The sequence below is a fragment of the Stenotrophomonas sp. YJH_SMC_16 genome (assembly GCF_059367875.1).
This window is the reverse complement of record NZ_JCAFRH010000004.1, coordinates 197,751-214,104: the sequence shown is the minus strand read 5'-3', so window position 1 is coordinate 214,104 and position 16,354 is coordinate 197,751. Positions and strand designations below refer to the sequence as shown.

Genomic DNA, 16,354 nt, shown 5'->3' with positions numbered 1-16,354 from the left:
ACGGCAATCCCGGCTGGGCCGGCCGGGAGTCGTCAAGGAATGATGGCCGCAGTGTTGGTTCGATCCATGACCCAGAAGAGGAATTCGACGTGATCAAGAAGCAGAACCTTCGCATCAATGTGCTTGCCGCCGCCGTGCTGTCGATGACGGCTGTCGGTGCCGTCCACGCCGCTGGACTGCCGACCCGTGAACCGGTGCGCCAGGCCAGCACCGCCCAGCCGGGAACCGAGCGCATCATCGTCAAGTACCGGGCCGGTGCTGCTGCCGCCACTGACCGCTCGGCGAAGCTGTCCACCGTGCAGTCCGCACTGACCCGTGCCAGCCTCTCCGGCGGCACATCCCGCGCCAGCACGCTCGGCCCGCAGGTGGTCCGCAAGCTGTCTACCGGGGCGGACCTCATCCGTGTGCAGGGCCGCCTGGCCCCGGCCGAACTGCAGCGCGTACTGAAAGAGCTGAAGGCCGACCCGTCGGTGCAGTACGCCGAAGCCGACGTGAAGCTGCGCCGCACCGAACTGCGTGCCGGCAACGTACAGCCGGCGCTGGTGCCGAACGATCCCTTCTACCAGCAGAACCAGTGGCATCTGCACAATGCGGTCGGCGGCATCAACGCACCGGCGGCATGGGATGTCTCGCAGGGCGAGGGCATCGTGGTGGCGGTGATCGATACCGGCATCCTGCCGCAGCATCCGGACCTGGTCGGCAACCTGCTGGAGGGTTATGACTTCATCAGCGACGCGGAGACCTCGCGGCGCCCGACCAACGATCGCGTGCCGGGTGCGCAGGACTACGGTGATTGGGTCGAGAATGACAACGAGTGCTATGACGGTTCGCTGGCCGAGGACAGTTCCTGGCACGGCACCCACGTCGCCGGCACCGTGGCCGAGCAGACCAACAACGGCGTCGGCATGGCCGGTGTCGCCTACAAGGCCAAGGTACTGCCGGTGCGCGTGCTCGGTAAGTGCGGTGGCTACCTGTCCGACATCGCCGATGCGGTGGTCTGGGCATCGGGTGGCACGGTGGCCGGCATTCCGGCCAACACCAATCCGGCCGAGATCATCAACATGAGCCTGGGTGGCGGTGGCGCCTGCGCCAGCACCTACCAGGACGCGATCAACGGCGCGATCTCGCGCGGTACCACCGTGGTGGTGGCGGCCGGCAATGAAGCCGACAACGCGTCCAAGTACCAGCCGGCCAGCTGCGAAGGCGTGGTGACCGTGGGTGCCACCCGCATCACCGGTGGCATCACCTACTACTCCAACTACGGCACCCGCGTGGACCTGTCCGGTCCGGGTGGCGGTGGCAGTGTGGACGGCAACCCGGGCGGCTACATCTGGCAGACCGGCTCCAATGCGGCCACCACGCCGGAATCGGGCACGCCGGGCTACATGGGCATGGGCGGTACCTCGATGGCCTCGCCGCATGTGGCCGCCGTTGCCGCGCTGGTGCAGAGCGCGCTGATCGCCAAGGGCAAGGATCCGTTGACCCCGGCCGCGATGCGTACCCTGTTGAAGGAAACCGCACGTCCGTTCCCGGTCACCATTCCGGCGGCGACCCCGATCGGTACCGGTATTCTCGATGCCAAGGCCGCGCTGGCCAAGGCACTGGAAGAACCGTGCACCGAGAACTGCGGGCCGGTGGCCACGCCGCTGACCAACAAGGCCGCCGTCGGTGGCCTGAACGGTGCCGCCGCCAGCAGCCGCCTGTACAGCTTCGAAGCCGTCGCCGGCAAGCAGCTCAGCGTGATCACCTACGGTGGCACCGGCAATGTCTCGGTCTACATCGCGCAGGGGCGTGAACCGAGCGCCAGCGACAACGACGCCAAGTCGACCCGTCCGGGCACGTCCGAGACGGTGCGGGTGAACAAGCCGGTGGCCGGTACCTACTACATCAAGGTAGTCGGCGAAGCGGCCTACAACGGCGTGAGCATCCTTGCCACGCAGTAAGCTGGAACTGTCGTAATTGAATGGCCGAAGCCCGTCATCCCGTGTGACGGGCTTCGTCTTTTTACGAAAGGTGGTGGAGGGGCGGCGGAAATCATGGCTTAACTGTTAAAGTCGAGCCGATTGACAGGAGAGTCATGTGAACGCGCTTGCTGCTACCGCCGCTGCCGACAACGCTGAAGGCCGCATCCTGGATGCGCTGCTGGCGCGCGGCCGGCTGAAGGAAGGCGATCTGGCACGTGCGCGGCCGCTGCACGCAGAGGCCGGCGGCAGCCTGCTGGGCCTGCTGGTGCGGCTGGGGCTGGTGTCCGAGCGTGACCAGGCACAGGCCAGCGCCGAAGTGCTGGGCCTGCCACTGCTGGAAGGCAAGCAGCTGCCGGAAGCACCGCCACAAGGGCTGGCGGAAGGCCTGCCGTTGTCACTGCGCTTCCTCAAACAGTTCCACGTCTGCCCGCTGGCCCTGGATGAACAGGGCGTACGGCTGTGGCTGGCCGACGCCCATGATCCCTACCCGCAGCAGGCGGTGCAGCTGGCACTGGGCGTGCCGGTGACGCCGGTGCTGGGCATGCGTGCGGAGATCGATGACCTGGTCGAGCGCTGGTTCGGCCAGGGCCGCAGCGCGATGGGCGCGATCGTCGAAACCGCCGATGGCGAGGGCGGTGCGGTCGATGACATCGAGCACCTGCGCGACCTCGCCTCGGAAGCGCCGGTGATCCGCCTGGTCAACCTGGTGATCCAGCGTGCAGTGGAGCTGCGCGCTTCGGACATCCATGTCGAACCATTCGAGAGCCGGCTGAAGGTGCGCTACCGCGTCGACGGTGTACTGGTGGAGGGCGAAAGCCCGCCGGCCAACCTCACCGCGGCGGTGATCAGCCGCATCAAGATCATGGCCCGGCTCAACATCGCAGAGCGCCGCCTGCCGCAGGATGGCCGCATCATGCTGCGCGTGCAGGGCAAGGAGCTGGACCTGCGCGTGAGCACGGTCCCGACCGCGCACGGCGAAAGCGTGGTGATGCGATTGCTGGACCGCGAAACGGTGGTGTTCGATTTCCACCGCCTCGGCTTCACCGATGCGTTCCTGCCGCAGTTCCGCAAGGTGCTGGAGCAGCCGCATGGCATCCTGCTGGTGACCGGCCCCACCGGCTCGGGCAAGACCACCACGCTGTATACCGCGCTGAGCCAGCTCAATACCGCCGACGTCAAGATCATCACGGTCGAAGACCCGGTGGAATACCAGATCGAGGGCATCAACCAGATCCAGGCCAAGCCGCAGATCGGCCTGGACTTCGCCAACGCCCTGCGCAGCATCGTGCGCCAGGATCCGGACATCATCATGATCGGCGAAATGCGCGACCTGGAAACCGCGCGCATTGCGATCCAGTCGGCGTTGACCGGCCACCTGGTGCTGTCCACCCTGCATACCAACAACGCAGCGGGTGGCATCACCCGCCTGCTCGACATGGGCGTGGAAGACTACCTGCTCACGTCCACCATCAACGGCATCCTCGCCCAGCGCCTGGTGCGCCAGCTGGAACCGACCCACGCCGAGCGCTATGAGGCCTCGCCGGAGGAAATCGAACGATTCGAGCTGCGCCGCCTGCAGCCGGAAGGGCCGATCCACCTGTATCGCCCGAAGCCCTCCGCGCTGGCGCCGACCGGTTATCTCGGCCGCACCACCATCATGGAATTCCTGGTGATGAACGATGCGCTGCGGCGCGCGGTGATGCGCCGCGATGGCATGGGCGAGATCGAACGCATCGCCCGCGAAGCGGGCATGCGCACGATGTACGAAGATGGCCTGTCCAAGGCCCTCAGTGGCCAGACGACCATCGAGGAAGTCCTGCGTGTCACCGAGGAAAGCTGATGCGCGCAGGACGCCGGGGCTGACATGCCGACCTACCGTTACAAGGCACTGAATCCGCACGGCGAGATCTTCGACGGGCAGATGGAAGCGGCCAGCGAGGCCGAACTGGTCGCGCGCCTGCAGGACCAGGGTCATCTGCCGATGGAGACCCAGCTGGCCGATGGCGGTGCGATCGGTGGCAGCAATTGGCGCAACCTGTTCCGCCAACGGCCGCTGCAGGGTGCGGCATTGCTGCAGTTCACCCAGCAGCTGGCGACACTGCTCGGTGCAGGCCAGCCGCTGGATCGCGCGCTGTCGATCCTGCTCGGCCTGCCGGAAGACGAACGCTCGCGCCGCGCGATCACCGACATCCGCGATGTGGTGCGCGGTGGTGCGCCGCTGTCGACCGCACTGGAGCGCCAGCATGGGTTGTTCTCGCGCCTGTACGTGAACATGGTGCGTGCCGGTGAGGCCGGCGGCAGCCTGCACGAAACCCTGCAGCGCCTGGCCGACTACCTCGAACGCAGCCGGTCCCTGCAGGGCAAGGTGATCAACGCGCTGGTGTACCCGGCCATCCTGCTGGTGGTGGTGGGCGGTGCGCTGCTGTTCCTGCTCGGCTACGTGGTGCCGCAGTTCGCGCAGATGTACGAGAGCCTGGATGTTGCGCTGCCGTGGTTCACCAACGCGGTATTGCAGCTGGGCCTGTTCGTGCGTGACTGGTGGGTGTTGCTGCTGGTGGTGCCGGCGGTGCTGGCGCTGTTCTTCGAACGCAAGGCACGGCAACCCGCCTTCCGGCTGGCGCTGGATGGCTGGCTGCTGCAGCGTCGCAGCATCGGCCGCCTGCTGGGTGAACTGGAAACCGCGCGGCTGGCCCGCACGCTGGGCACCCTGCTGCGCAATGGGGTGCCGCTGCTGGGTGCCCTGGGCATCGCCCGCAACGTACTGGGCAACCGCGCGCTGGCCGCCGATGTGGAAGCTGCCGCGGATGAAGTGAAGAATGGTACCGGCCTGTCGCTGGCACTGTCGCGCGGCAAGCGTTTCCCGCGCCTGGCGCTGCAGATGATCCAGGTCGGCGAGGAATCCGGTGCACTCGATACCATGCTGCTGAAAGCGGCCGATACCTTCGAACAGGACAGCGCCCGGCGCATCGACCGCCTGCTGGCGGCGATGGTGCCGGCGATCACCCTCGTACTGGCCTCGGTGGTCGGCGCGGTGATCGTCGCCGTGCTGGTGCCGCTGTACGACCTGACCAATGCCATCGGTTGACGATGGATCCCTACGCAACCCCGACACTCCGCAACTGAAAGGACCGACCATGATTGCTTCCCGTCGACCGATCCGCCTTTCCTTCACCGCCGCGCGCAACCAGTCGGGCATGAGCCTGCTGGAGATCATCATCGTCATCGTGCTGATCGGCGCAGTGCTGACCCTGGTCGCCAGCCGCGTGCTGGGTGGCGCCGACCGCGGCAAGGCCAACATCGCCAAGGCACAGGTGCAGACCGTCGCATCCAAGGTCGACAACTACCAGATCGATACCGGCAAGCTGCCCGGCTCGCTCAACGATCTGGTGACTGCACCGGCTGGCGTCGGTGGCTGGTTGGGCCCGTATGCCAAGCCGGCCGATCTGAACGATCCGTGGGGCCATGCGCTGGAATACCGCACGCCGGGCGAAGGCCAGCCGTATGAGCTGATCAGCCTGGGCAAGGACGGCAAGGCCGGCGGCAGCAGCGTCGACGCTGACATCCGCTACCAGCCGTAACCGGGCATGTCGCATTTCCTGCCGCGCCGGTTGCTACGCCCGCGCCTGCACGGCAGGCGCGCAGCGGGCCTTTCGCTGCTGGAAATGCTGCTGGTGATCGCGCTGATCGCCGCGATCGGCCTGATCACCGCTGCCGGCCTGTCGCGCGGTTTCGCCGGCATGCAGCTGCGCAGCGCCGGCAAGGACATCGCCAACCAGCTGCGCGTGGTGCGCGCGCAGGCGATCGCCCGGGGCGAACCGCAGCGCTTTGTCATCGAGCCGGCCAAGCGGCGCTGGGAAGGCGCCAACCAGCGCCACGGCGACGTGCCGGCACAGCTGCAGGTGCAGTTCGAAGGCGCCGCGCAGCTGGCCACCGCGCCAGGGCAGGGCGTGATCGAGTTCCATCCCGACGGCGGCTCCAGCGGCGGTCGCATCCGGCTGCAGCGTGATGATGCCGAATGGCGCATCGACGTGGGCTGGCTGACCGGTGAGGTCCGCTCCGGCCCCTGGCGGGCGCAATGAAGCGGCGCGCCCGCGGTTTCACCCTGCTGGAAGTGATCATCGCCTTTGCCCTGCTCGGGCTGGCGCTGACCCTGCTGCTGGGCAGCCTGTCCGGGGGGGCCAGGCAGGTGCGTGAGGCCGAACTGCGCACGCGCGCGATACTGCATGCGCAGTCGTTGCTGGCCGAAACCGGCGTCGCCACGCCGCTGCAGGTGGGCAGCCAGCAGGGCGACTGGGAACAGGGACGCTACCACTGGGAACTGCAGGTGCAGCCGTGGGTGGAGCCACGTGCAGGCAGCGTCGTGCAGTCACCGTCGGCCGGTGCCCCCTGGCTGGCCGAACTGCAGCTGCAGGTGCGTTGGGGTGACAGCGAACGCGAGCAGCTGCGCTGGCGCAGCCTGCGCCTGCTGCCGCCGGATCTGGAGCGTGCGCGATGACGCGCCGTGCTGCAGGTTTCACGCTGGTTGAAGTGATGCTGGCCACGGTGCTGTTGGCCGGTGGCCTGGCGCTGGCGTTCGCCAGCGTGCGCTCGGCGATGGCGGTCAGCCAGCGTGGCGAGCAGATTGCGGCCGAGAGTGAGCGCATGCGCGCGGTGCAGGCCCTGTTGCGGCGGCAGCTGGCCGGTGCGCTGCGCACGCCGCTGGAAGTCCCCGATCCCACCCGCGAACCGATCTTCTTCCAGGGCGAAGAACAGCGCATGATGTTCGCCGCTGATCTCCCGGGTTACCTCGGCCGTGGCGGAGCCTACCTGCACGCGCTGCAGGTGGACGGCCGCGATGGCCAGCAGCGCCTGCTGCTGGACCTGGTGCTGCTGCAGGAAGGCGAGCGCATCGCCGAAAATCCGCCGCGCCCACCGGAAGTGCTGGTGGAGAACCTGAAGTCGGTGCAGCTGCGCTATCGCGGCATCGATGCCAGTACCGGCCAGATGAGCGACTGGATGCCGCGCTGGGACGATACCCGTCGCCTGCCGATGCTGGTGGAGATCCAGATCGTGCCCGCCAAGGGGGCGCCCTGGCCCACGCTGGTGGTGGCACCGCGCGCTGGCGGCAGCGGAGGCGCGCGATGAACCGGCAACACGGTGCGGCACTGGTCCTGGTGCTGTGGTTGATCGCATTGATGACCGCGCTGGTCGGTGCGTTCGCGCTGAGCGCACGGGTCGAGCATCTGCAGCAGCGGGTGCTGGATGACGACGCACGCGGCCAGGAACGGGCGCGCGCCGGCCTGGAGTACGCGCTGCTGCGGCTGTCCGCCGATCCGCTGCGGGCGCCCTGGCGTGCCGATGGCCGCACCTACCGCTGGCAGTTCGATGACGCCAGCATCGAGATCAAGGTGCTGGACGAGAACGGCAAGATCAACCTGAACCTGGCCGACGTGACCCTGCTGACCGCGTTCCTCAAGGCGCTCGGCGAAGACGAAGGGGCGGCCCGGCAGATGGCCGGCGCCATTGTCGACTGGCGTGATGAAGACAGCCTGCTGCAGCCGGGTGGTGGCGCCGAAGCGCCGGACTATGCGGCGGCCGGGTTGCCGTATGGCCCGCGCAACAAGCGTTTCGAGACGCTCGGCGAACTGCAGCGGGTACTGGGGATGCGCGGTCCGCTGTACAAGGCCATGCTGCCGCACCTGACCCTGTACAGCCGCCAGGCGCGCCCGGATCCCCAGTTCGCCAGCGCGCCGGTGCTGACCGCACTGGGCCTGGATGCGGATACCGTGCTGGCGCAGCGCGCGCAGCAGGAGCGTGACGCAGATACCGCTGGCGGTGCGACAACGCTTGCCAGCAGCAGCGGCACCTATAGTATCGAGTCTCGTGCAACCGATGGCAGTGGACGCCGGTCGGTGTTGCAGGCAGTGGTACGCAATGGCTCGGGCGGGGTTCCCGGGCGGTCCTACACAGTGCTTCGCTGGGAGCAGGGAATGACAGCAAGATGACGGCATGGCAGGACAGTGTGCGGCAGGTGCAGGGCCGGATCGGCCCTGGCGCCGGCCGTTTCCTGCGCTGGTGGCGGCAATCGCTGCTGGCCTGGGTGCCGGCGCGTTGGCAGTGGGCACTGGGCTGGGCACAGGCGCGCCTGCTGCTGCAGCGCCAGGGTGACCAGCTGCAGGTCTGGCGAGAGGCCGGTGAGCGCCGCGAAGCGGTGGCCAGCGTGCCGTGGCCGCTGTCGCCGGCCGAACTGGACCGCGTGCTGGAACCGCGACTGCGCAGCCTGCCGCGGGCGTGGCTGCTGCCGGCCAGCGAAGTACTGCGTCGTCATCTGCGCCTGCCTGCGGCTGCGGCCGACCGCCTGCGCGCCGTGGTCGGTTTCGAGATCGACCGCCAGACGCCGTTCGAATCCAGCCAGGTCAGCTATGACGTGCGTGAACTCGGGAGCGCGGCCGAAGGCCAGCTGCAGGTCGAACTGGTTGCCTGGCCATTGCGCCAGCTTGAAGCGTGGCGCGCCAGCGTGGGCGAGTGGGCCGATGCGCTGGCCGGTGTCGATGCCATCGACGCCCACGGTGACCCCCTGCAGGTGAATCTGTTGCCGCCGGGGCAGCGCCAGCTGCGGGTGGATCCGACGCGGCGCTGGAATGTGCTGCTGGCCGTGGCCGCGCTGGTGATGCTGGTGCTGGCGGCCCTGCAGCTGCTCGACAACCGCCGTGCCGCCGCCGATGAGCTGCGTGCGCAGGTTGAACGCAGTGCGCGCAGTGCGCGTGGTGTCGCCAGCGAACGCGCGCAGCTGCAGGCACTGATCGATGGTGCCGCATTCCTGGAAAAGCAGCGCAGCCAGCGCGCCGGAACGGTGGAAATCTGGAATGAACTGACCCGGCGCCTGCCGGAGGGCACCTACCTGGAAAAGCTGGCCATCGAGAACAACAACCTGCAGCTGATCGGCCTGAGCCGCGAGGCCTCGCAGCTGGTGCAGCTGCTGCAGGATGCGCCGCAGTGGCGCAAGGTCAATCTGACCGGCGTACTGCAGGCCGATGGCGCCGCCAGTGGCCGTGACCGCTTCACCATGACCGCCGAACTGCAGCCGTTGCCGGCTGCGGCCCCGACCCGGGAGGCGGCCGATGCCGATGCCAAGCGCACGCCGTGACCGCTGGCTGGCACTGGCGCTGCTGCTGGCAGTGCTGGGCCTGGCCTACCTGCTGCTGGTGCACCCCTGGTTCACCCAGCCGCTGCGCGAAATCGATGCCGACGTGGCCGCCCTGCGCGAGCGCGAACAGCGCGTGCAGGCGCAGCTGCAGCAGCAGCCGCAGATCGAACAACGCCTGCGCGCCACCCGCGAGGCACTGCAGCAGCGGCCGGGCTTCCTGCGTGAAGCCACCGCCGAAGCGGCAGCCGCTGCGCTCGGCGCGAAGCTGCAGGATGCGGTGGCGATGGCCAGCCCGGGCAACCGCAGCTGCACCATCAGCAACCGCACGCCACTGACCGACAACCGTCGTGACGCCGAGTTCGTGCGCGTTGCCATGCAGGTGCGCCTGCGTTGCGGTGTGGCCGAACTGGCCACGGTGCTGCACAGCCTGGAAACCGGCAGCCCGCGCCTGTTCGTCGACAACCTCAACCTGATCGCGCAGCGCTTTCAGCAGTCGCCGAATGAATCCGGGCTGGGCCTGGACGTGTCGTTCGAACTGGCCGGCTACCTGCTGCCCGGCGCCGCTGCCGATGGCGCTGCGCCGGCACCTGCAGCCGAGCCGGGCGCGGCGCCGCAACCGCCTTCGGCTGCACCGGCACCCTCACCGGCTGTGCCGGAAGAGGGGCAGGAGGTGGCCGATGAAGCTTGAGCAGATCAGCCTGCGCACCGGTTTCCTGCTGGCACTGGCCGGCTGGGCGGCAGCGGTCTGGCTGGCCACCGGCTTCGGCCTGGGCAGCCAGCTGCCAGGTGCGGATGGCGATGCCGATGCAGTGCCTTCGTTGCCGGTGCTGCCGCCGTTGGCCGCAGAACGCATGGCCAGCGCCGACAGCTACAGTGCCATCGGCGAGCGACCGCTGTTCGCCGAGGACCGCAGGCCGAAGCCCTACCTGCTCGGTGGCAGCGAGCCTGCCGCCAGCGCCGCGCTGCGCCTGACCGGCGTGCTGCTGACCGGCGACTTCGGCATGGCCACCTTCACCACCGAACAGAACCGTTCGTTGCGCCTGCGCCTCAACGGTGAAGCCGTCGACGGCTGGCAGCTGGTGGCACTGCAGCCGCGCCAGGCCACCGTGATCGGCCCCGGTGGCAACCAGGTGCTGGAACTGGCGGTCTTCAACGGCCAGGGCGGTGAGCCGCCGACCGTGCTGCGCGGCGCCAACGGTGTGCCGCCGGCAGGTGCGATCGTTGTGCCGCCCCCGGCAGGTGCTCCGCCGACACCGCCGCCGGCTGCGGCAACTCCATCGCCGTCGCCTGCTGCCAGTACGCCCGCGCCCTCGGCTGCGGCGGCCGCCACACCGCCTGCCACCAACAACGGCCCCAGCGAAGCGCAGATGCAGGCCATCCGCGAACGCATCCAGGCCCGTCGCCGCCAGCTGCAGCAACAACAACAGCAGCAACAACCGTCGCCGCCCCCGGGCGATGGCACCAACCGATAGAGTGAATGCATGAACCTGCGTTTCCTTCCCTGGTCCTTTGCCCTCGCGCTGCTGGTCGGCTGCAGCACCGTGTCCGCGCCGCACGTGCAGCGCAAGGGCAATCTGTCGCCCACTGCCGAGGCCGGCCAGGCGGCCAACGTCGCCGCGGATGCTGCCCGTGACGCCCAGGGCGCTCCGCAGGCAGTGATCCGCCGTGGCACCGGCACCATGATCAACCGCGAAGCAGCACGCGCACCGGCACCGGCACTGCATGGCGCCAGCACCGGTGAAGCAACCTTCAATTTCGAAGGCGAATCGGTGCATGCGGTGGTCAAGGCCATCCTCGGTGACATGCTGGGCCAGAACTACGTGATCGCACCGGGGGTGCAGGGCACGGTCACCCTGGCCACGCCCAAGCCGGTGTCGCCGGCGCAGGCGTTGAACCTGCTGGAGATGGTGCTGGGCTGGAACAACGCACGCATGGTCTACAGCGGTGGCCGCTACAACATCGTCGCCGCCGACCAGGCGCTGGCCGGTACGGTCGCGCCGAGCACGGCGCCCGCTGCCAGTGCGCGAGGCTTCGAGGTACGGGTCATCCCGCTGCAGTTCATCTCCGCCACCGAAATGAAGAAGGTACTGGAGCCGTATGCGCGGCCCAATGCCATCGTCAACGTCGACAGCGGCCGCAACGTGATCACCCTGGGTGGTACCCGCGCCGAACTGGAAAACTACATGCGCACCGTCGAGATCTTCGACGTCGACTGGCTGTCGGGCATGTCGGTGGGCGTGTTCCCGATCCAGTCGGGCAAGGCCGAACAGGTGGCTGCCGACCTGGAGAAAGTGTTCGGCGAGGAGAGCAAGACGCCCAGCGCCGGCATGTTCCGCTTCCTGCCCCTGGAAAACGCCAACGCGGTGCTGGTGATCACCCCGCAGGTGCGCTACCTGGACCAGATCCAGCAGTGGCTGGACCGCATTGATACGGCCGGTGGCAGTGCCCGCCTGTTCTCCTACGAGCTGCGCTACATCAAGGCGCGTGACCTGGCCGAACGGCTCAGTGAAGCCTTCGCCAGCAGCGGCAACCGTGGCGGTTCCAGCCCGGCCTCGCTGGCCCCGGGTGCGATGCCGTCGCAGCTGGGCAGCGACGGCGACCGTGGCATGGACAGCAACAACAACAGCAGTTTCGGCTCGACCCCGGGCAGCGGTTCCAGTGGTGCCGGCAACGGCAGCATGAACCTGCCGCAGCGCCAGTCCGGCAACGTCAGCGTCAGCCTGGAAGTGGAGGGCGATCGCGTGGGCGTGTCGGCGGTGGAGGAAACCAATACCCTGCTGGTGCGCTCGACCCCGCAGGCCTGGCGCTCGATCCGCGAGGTGATCGAGAAGCTGGACGTGATGCCGCTGCAGGTGCACATCGAAGCGCAGGTGGCCGAAGTCTCGCTGGACGGTGACCTGAAGTACGGCGTGAACTGGTTCTTCGACAATGCCGTGGCCGGGCGTGCACTGACGGGAGCCCTGGGCGGCGTGACCCTGCCGGCAGCAGCGGGTGGCTCCTGGAGCAGCTTCGCCGGTGCCGCGACCGGTGGCGAAGGCCTGGGCTGGGCGTTCACCGGCCACAATGGTGCGGCGGTGGTGAGCGCGCTGGACAAGGTCACCGATGTACGCCTGCTGCAGACCCCTTCGGTGTTCGTGCGCAACAACGCCGAGGCCACGCTCAACGTGGGCGACAAGGTGCCGATCAACACCACCACGGTGAACACCGGCCTGGGCACCGGCACCTACAGTTCGGTGCAGTACATCGACACCGGCGTGATCCTGAAGGTGCGCCCGCGCGTGACCCGCGATGGCACGGTGTTCCTCGACATCGTGCAGGAAGTGAGCAGCGCCTCGAACGTACCTGACAACTGCAATCCGACCGAGCGTAACTGCAACCCGAGAATTTCCACCAAGAAGCTCTCGACCGAAGCAGCGGTGCAGAGCGGCGACACCATCATGCTGGCCGGCCTGATCACCGATTCGGCCACTGATGGCAGCAGCGGCATTCCCGGCCTGAGCCGGATTCCGGTGGTGGGCGCGCTGTTCGGGCAGAAGAGCCGCACCAGCCGCCGTTCCGAAGTGATCGTGCTGCTGACCCCGAGCATCGTGCGCAACAGCCAAGAAGCACGCAATCTGACCGACGAGTACAGCCAGCGCTTCCGCGCGATGGAACCGCTGAACCAGCCGCGCGCAAAGAAGTAAGGGGTTACGGCCGGGCTGCGCCCGGCACCCGCAGAGGCCAGAGCTGGAGCCGGAGCAACAGCGACAGCGACAGCGGGTCTACTGAGGGATGGCGGGGCACTGTGGGTTTGCGGGGACGCCGTAAACCCGTCCATGGGGGCTTGGTCGCCGCATCCATGCGGCTCACACCCCGCAAACCCACAGTGCCCCGCCTTCGACAGTTTCCTGCTGCTGTTGGTAGGTGTCGACCTTGGTCGACACGATCCACGCCATGCGTGGATGACTCTCCATCGAAATCGAATATTTCGATATCTGTGAGATCTGAGCCGAGCATGGCTCGGCTCTACAGAAGAGCAGGCAGGTCGCGGAAATCTGTCGAAGGCGGGGTGGGTCCGGTTGCGGGGGCGTGAGCCGCATGGATGCGGCGACCGAGCTTACATGGACGTACTTGCAGCGTCCCCCGCAACCGGACCCACCCCGCCAACCCCCAGGAACCCAGCTTTTGCTTCGGCTGTTGCTGTTGCCCTGGCCTGAGGCGGGTGCCGGGTGCAACCCGGCCGATACCCTCCCAGTGCTAGGCTGTGGCTACCGACAACCACGGAGGCGGGATGGGGGCGATCGTGTTGTTGCCGCTGTGCGTGGACGATGCCGCGCTCGACCGCTGCCTGGCCGCACTGGATGCGGGCACCGCGCCGGGCACCGCGGTCTGGCTGGCCGACGATGCACAGACCGGGCCACGTGCGCAGGCGGTGGTGGAACACTGGTTGGCGCACACGCCACTGCAGGCCGAGTACACCCGGCGTGCACGGCCACTGGGTGAAGTCGCCCACCTGGACGAGATGCTGCGCGCCTGCGATGGCATGGACGTGGCGGTGCTGGCACCGGACAGCGTGCCCGCACCGGGCTGGCTGCAGCAGCTGCAGGACGCCTTCGCCCGCGATGCCGCCATCGCGACCGCAACCCCATGGTGCAATGCCGGCGAAACCGCTGCGTGGCCCCGGCTGGGCGAGATCAATCCGGAACCCGACGATGCCGCGCTGCTGGCGCAGACCTGTGCCGGCCTGCCAGCGCTGCACCCGGAGCTGCCGTCGGCGGTCACCCACGCGGTGCTGGTGCGGGGCAACGCGCGCCGGCGTGCCGGCGGCCTGGACGTGGACAGCTATGCCGGCTGGAACGCGGCGCTGGTGGACCTGAGCCTGCGCATGGCCGGCCTGGGATGGCGCAACGTGTTGTGCGAGACCGCCTTCGTCAGCCGGGCAGGGGAGGCGGTCAGCCGTGATGGCGATCTCGAGGCCCTGGCCGCGCGCTGGCCGGGCTGGGTGCCTCGGCTGGCTGACTTCCTGATGCATGATCCACTGCACGGGCTGCGTGCCGACCTGCAGCAGCGCATGCGGCAGGCGATAATGCCGAAGGAACAGGGGGACCTGTTCGTCCCGTCTTCCGCGCCGGAGCCTCCTGCTTGAATGTTGCCATTGCCGCCATCGTCGTCACCTACCAGAGTGGCAGCACCATCGATGCCTGCCTCTCGCGCCTGCGCCAGGCGCAGGACGTGGCCGAGATCCGGGTGATCGACAATGGCTCGATGGATGGCACGCTGGATATCGTGCAGCGCCATGCCAGCCACGACAAGCGCGTGCGTTTCGTCGGCAATCCGGACAATCCCGGCTTTGCCGCCGCCAACAACCAGGGCGTGGCCGATTCGCACAGCCCATGGCTGGCCTTCATCAACCCGGACCTGATGGTTGAACCGGAAACACTGGCCGCACTGCGCGCCCGTGCCGAAGCGTTGGGCGACTGCCTGCTCGGCGTCGAACAGGTCGACGAGCAGGGCCATGCCGACGAGGCCGTGCGCCGCCGCGATCCGGACTTCCTGATGATGCTGCGCTCGCCAGGCAAGGGCTCGAAGCTGGCGGTGCCGCGTGACCCGCAGCAGGTGCTGCAGCGGGTGCCGGCGTTGTCTGGCGCGCTGCTGATGATGCCGCGTGCATTGTTCGACTGCATCGGAGGCTGGGACGCGGGCTATCGTCTGCACGCCGAAGACCTGGACCTGTGCCGGCGCGCGCGCGAAGCCGGGGCGGTGGTGGCGATCGCCAATGACCTGCAGGTCACCCACGTTCGTGGCGTCTCCAGCCGCTCGCGGCCGTTCTTCGTTGAATGGCACAAGCACAAGGGCCTGTGGCGCTATTTCCAGAAGTTCGAGGCCAGGCAGCGTTCGCTGCCGGTACGGGTGGCGGTGTGGGGCGCGATCTGGGCGCACGCCCTGATGCTGGTGCCGCGCCTGCTGCGCAGGTCGTTGTAGAGCCGAGCCCACGCTCGGCTCAGGCAACAATCCGGCCGGGCGTGGGCCCGGCTCTACGGAAGGCGGGCGCGCCCACGGTTCACTCCGCCGGGCGCATAATCCGCCCCATGCCTATCATCCAGTCCCTGCTCGACACCGATCTGTACAAGTTCACCATGATGCAGGCGGTGCTCCACCAGCACCCCGGTGCCCAGGTGCAGTACCGGTTCAAGTGCCGCACGCCCGGCGTCGACCTGGCCCACTACATCGACCAGATCGACGAAGAGATCGACCACCTGTGCAGCCTGCGCTTCAGCGACGCGGAGCTGGACTACATGCGTGGCCTGCGCTTCGTGAAGCCGGATTTCGCCGATTTCCTCGGCCTGTTCCACCTCGACCGCAAGTACATCCAGCTACGCGCGTCGAAGACCGTGCCCGGTGAGATCGAACTGGACATCACCGGCCCGTGGCTGCACACCATCCTGTTCGAAGTGCCGCTGCTGGCGATCATCAACGAAGTCTGGTTCCGCAACACCACCACCGCCGACTTCGCCGAGGGTGAGCGCCGCCTGCAGGCCAAGGCTGCGCTGCTACGCGATACCCCTGGTTTCGAGCAGTGCCGCATTGCCGACTACGGCAGCCGCCGCCGCTACTCGCGTGACTGGCACGCCCGTCTGCTGCCGCTGCTGCGCGACGCGCTCGGCCCGCAGCTGGTCGGCACCAGCAACGTGCACTTCGCCCGCCTGTACGGCATGACCCCGCACGGCACCATGGCCCATGAGTATCTGCAGGCCTTCCAGGCGCTGGGCCCGCGCCTGCGCGATTCGCAGGTGGCGGCACTGGAATCGTGGGCACGCGAGTACCGCGGCGATCTGGGCATCGCGCTGTCCGACGTGGTCGGCCTGGATGCGTTCCTGCGCGACTTCGATATGTACTTCTGCAAGCTGTTCGACGGTGTCCGCCACGATTCGGGCGATCCGTTCGACTGGGGCGACCGCATGCTGGCGCACTTCCAGCAGCGCCGGGTGGATGCACGCAGCAAGGTGCTGGTGTTCAGCGATGGGCTCGACATCGCCAAGGTGATGCGCCTGTACGACTACTTCCGTGGTCGCTGCCAGGTCGCCTTCGGCGTCGGCACCCACCTGACCAATGATCTGGGGCCAAAGCCGCTCAACATCGTCATCAAGATGGTCCGCTGCAACGGCCAGCCGGTGGCCAAGCTCAGCGATTCGCCGGGCAAGAGCATGTGCGACGACCCGGGCTACCTGGCCTATCTGCGCCAGGTCTTCGAGCTGCCGCCGGCGTAAACGCGTCGGCTTGCAGC

General features: G+C 68.0%; 15 protein-coding genes. All 15 read left to right on the top strand.

Features of this window, described 5'->3' with window-relative positions:
- Window positions 1–89 precede the first annotated feature (89 nt).
- Window positions 90–1,943 carry a S8 family peptidase gene (locus AC5P6E_RS10840; RefSeq protein WP_019338022.1) on the top strand — a complete coding sequence of 618 codons (1,854 nt, stop codon included), beginning with the start codon at window positions 90–92 and terminating at the stop codon, window positions 1,941–1,943.
- Between the two features lie 136 nt (window positions 1,944–2,079).
- Entirely contained in the window at window positions 2,080–3,804 is a 1,725-nt protein-coding gene (gene gspE / locus AC5P6E_RS10835) for a type II secretion system ATPase GspE (protein WP_019338023.1), read from the top strand.
- Between the two features lie 24 nt (window positions 3,805–3,828).
- Window positions 3,829–5,049, top strand: coding sequence for a type II secretion system protein XpsF (xpsF, locus tag AC5P6E_RS10830; RefSeq protein ID WP_019338024.1), 1,221 nt, complete (start codon window positions 3,829–3,831; stop codon window positions 5,047–5,049).
- A 49-nt stretch (window positions 5,050–5,098) separates the two neighbouring features.
- A complete protein-coding gene (gene gspG, locus AC5P6E_RS10825; RefSeq protein WP_010482031.1) occupies window positions 5,099–5,542 on the top strand; it encodes a type II secretion system major pseudopilin GspG in 444 nt (147 codons plus the stop codon).
- 6 nt (window positions 5,543–5,548) lie between these two features.
- Window positions 5,549–6,043, top strand: coding sequence for a type II secretion system protein XpsH (gene xpsH, locus AC5P6E_RS10820; RefSeq protein ID WP_019338025.1), 495 nt, complete (start codon window positions 5,549–5,551; stop codon window positions 6,041–6,043).
- Window positions 6,040–6,459, top strand: coding sequence for a type II secretion system protein XpsI (gene xpsI / locus AC5P6E_RS10815; protein ID WP_019338026.1), 420 nt, complete (start codon window positions 6,040–6,042; stop codon window positions 6,457–6,459). Before xpsH ends, xpsI begins: the two co-directional genes overlap by 4 nt.
- Entirely contained in the window at window positions 6,456–7,088 is a 633-nt protein-coding gene (locus tag AC5P6E_RS10810) for a type II secretion system protein J (RefSeq protein WP_010482024.1), read from the top strand. The genes xpsI and AC5P6E_RS10810 overlap by 4 nt, the downstream gene beginning before the upstream one ends.
- Complete coding sequence (locus tag AC5P6E_RS10805; protein ID WP_010482023.1) at window positions 7,085–7,948, top strand: type II secretion system minor pseudopilin; 864 nt, start codon at window positions 7,085–7,087, stop codon at window positions 7,946–7,948. The genes AC5P6E_RS10810 and AC5P6E_RS10805 overlap by 4 nt, the downstream gene beginning before the upstream one ends.
- Window positions 7,945–9,090, top strand: coding sequence for a PilN domain-containing protein (locus AC5P6E_RS10800; RefSeq protein ID WP_019338027.1), 1,146 nt, complete (start codon window positions 7,945–7,947; stop codon window positions 9,088–9,090). Before AC5P6E_RS10805 ends, AC5P6E_RS10800 begins: the two co-directional genes overlap by 4 nt.
- Complete coding sequence (gene gspM, locus AC5P6E_RS10795; RefSeq protein ID WP_010482015.1) at window positions 9,065–9,778, top strand: type II secretion system protein GspM; 714 nt, start codon at window positions 9,065–9,067, stop codon at window positions 9,776–9,778. The genes AC5P6E_RS10800 and gspM overlap by 26 nt, the downstream gene beginning before the upstream one ends.
- A complete protein-coding gene (locus tag AC5P6E_RS10790; protein WP_241877372.1) occupies window positions 9,768–10,562 on the top strand; it encodes a type II secretion system protein, XpsN-like in 795 nt (264 codons plus the stop codon). The genes gspM and AC5P6E_RS10790 overlap by 11 nt, the downstream gene beginning before the upstream one ends.
- Before the next feature lie 9 nt (window positions 10,563–10,571).
- Window positions 10,572–12,773 carry a type II secretion system secretin GspD gene (gene gspD / locus AC5P6E_RS10785; RefSeq protein ID WP_019338030.1) on the top strand — a complete coding sequence of 734 codons (2,202 nt, stop codon included), beginning with the start codon at window positions 10,572–10,574 and terminating at the stop codon, window positions 12,771–12,773.
- A gap of 587 nt (window positions 12,774–13,360) precedes the next feature.
- Window positions 13,361–14,215 (top strand): glycosyltransferase family 2 protein, encoded by an 855-nt coding sequence (locus AC5P6E_RS10780; protein ID WP_019338031.1) that lies wholly within the window; start codon window positions 13,361–13,363, stop codon window positions 14,213–14,215.
- The gene (locus AC5P6E_RS10775) at window positions 14,212–15,051 is read left to right on the top strand and encodes a glycosyltransferase family 2 protein (RefSeq protein ID WP_495230949.1); all 840 of its coding nucleotides are present in this window, start codon (window positions 14,212–14,214) and stop codon (window positions 15,049–15,051) included. Before AC5P6E_RS10780 ends, AC5P6E_RS10775 begins: the two co-directional genes overlap by 4 nt.
- A gap of 107 nt (window positions 15,052–15,158) precedes the next feature.
- Window positions 15,159–16,337 carry a nicotinate phosphoribosyltransferase gene (gene pncB, locus AC5P6E_RS10770; RefSeq protein WP_019338032.1) on the top strand — a complete coding sequence of 393 codons (1,179 nt, stop codon included), beginning with the start codon at window positions 15,159–15,161 and terminating at the stop codon, window positions 16,335–16,337.
- The last annotated feature ends 17 nt before the right edge of the window (window positions 16,338–16,354 follow it).

Excerpts from the sequence above, each read along its gene's own strand:
- xpsF (WP_019338024.1), top strand. The coding sequence starts at position 3,829 with ATGCCGACCTACCGTTACAAGGCACTGAATCCGCACGGCGAGATCTTC.
- gspG (WP_010482031.1), top strand. The coding sequence starts at position 5,099 with ATGATTGCTTCCCGTCGACCGATCCGCCTTTCCTTCACCGCCGCGCGC.
- xpsH (WP_019338025.1), top strand. The coding sequence starts at position 5,549 with ATGTCGCATTTCCTGCCGCGCCGGTTGCTACGCCCGCGCCTGCACGGC.
- xpsI (WP_019338026.1), top strand. The coding sequence starts at position 6,040 with ATGAAGCGGCGCGCCCGCGGTTTCACCCTGCTGGAAGTGATCATCGCC.
- AC5P6E_RS10810 (WP_010482024.1), top strand. The coding sequence starts at position 6,456 with ATGACGCGCCGTGCTGCAGGTTTCACGCTGGTTGAAGTGATGCTGGCC.
- AC5P6E_RS10805 (WP_010482023.1), top strand. The coding sequence starts at position 7,085 with ATGAACCGGCAACACGGTGCGGCACTGGTCCTGGTGCTGTGGTTGATC.
- AC5P6E_RS10800 (WP_019338027.1), top strand. The coding sequence starts at position 7,945 with ATGACGGCATGGCAGGACAGTGTGCGGCAGGTGCAGGGCCGGATCGGC.
- gspM (WP_010482015.1), top strand. The coding sequence starts at position 9,065 with ATGCCGATGCCAAGCGCACGCCGTGACCGCTGGCTGGCACTGGCGCTG.
- AC5P6E_RS10790 (WP_241877372.1), top strand. The coding sequence starts at position 9,768 with ATGAAGCTTGAGCAGATCAGCCTGCGCACCGGTTTCCTGCTGGCACTG.
- gspD (WP_019338030.1), top strand. The coding sequence starts at position 10,572 with ATGAACCTGCGTTTCCTTCCCTGGTCCTTTGCCCTCGCGCTGCTGGTC.
- AC5P6E_RS10780 (WP_019338031.1), top strand. The coding sequence starts at position 13,361 with ATGGGGGCGATCGTGTTGTTGCCGCTGTGCGTGGACGATGCCGCGCTC.
- pncB (WP_019338032.1), top strand. The coding sequence starts at position 15,159 with ATGCCTATCATCCAGTCCCTGCTCGACACCGATCTGTACAAGTTCACC.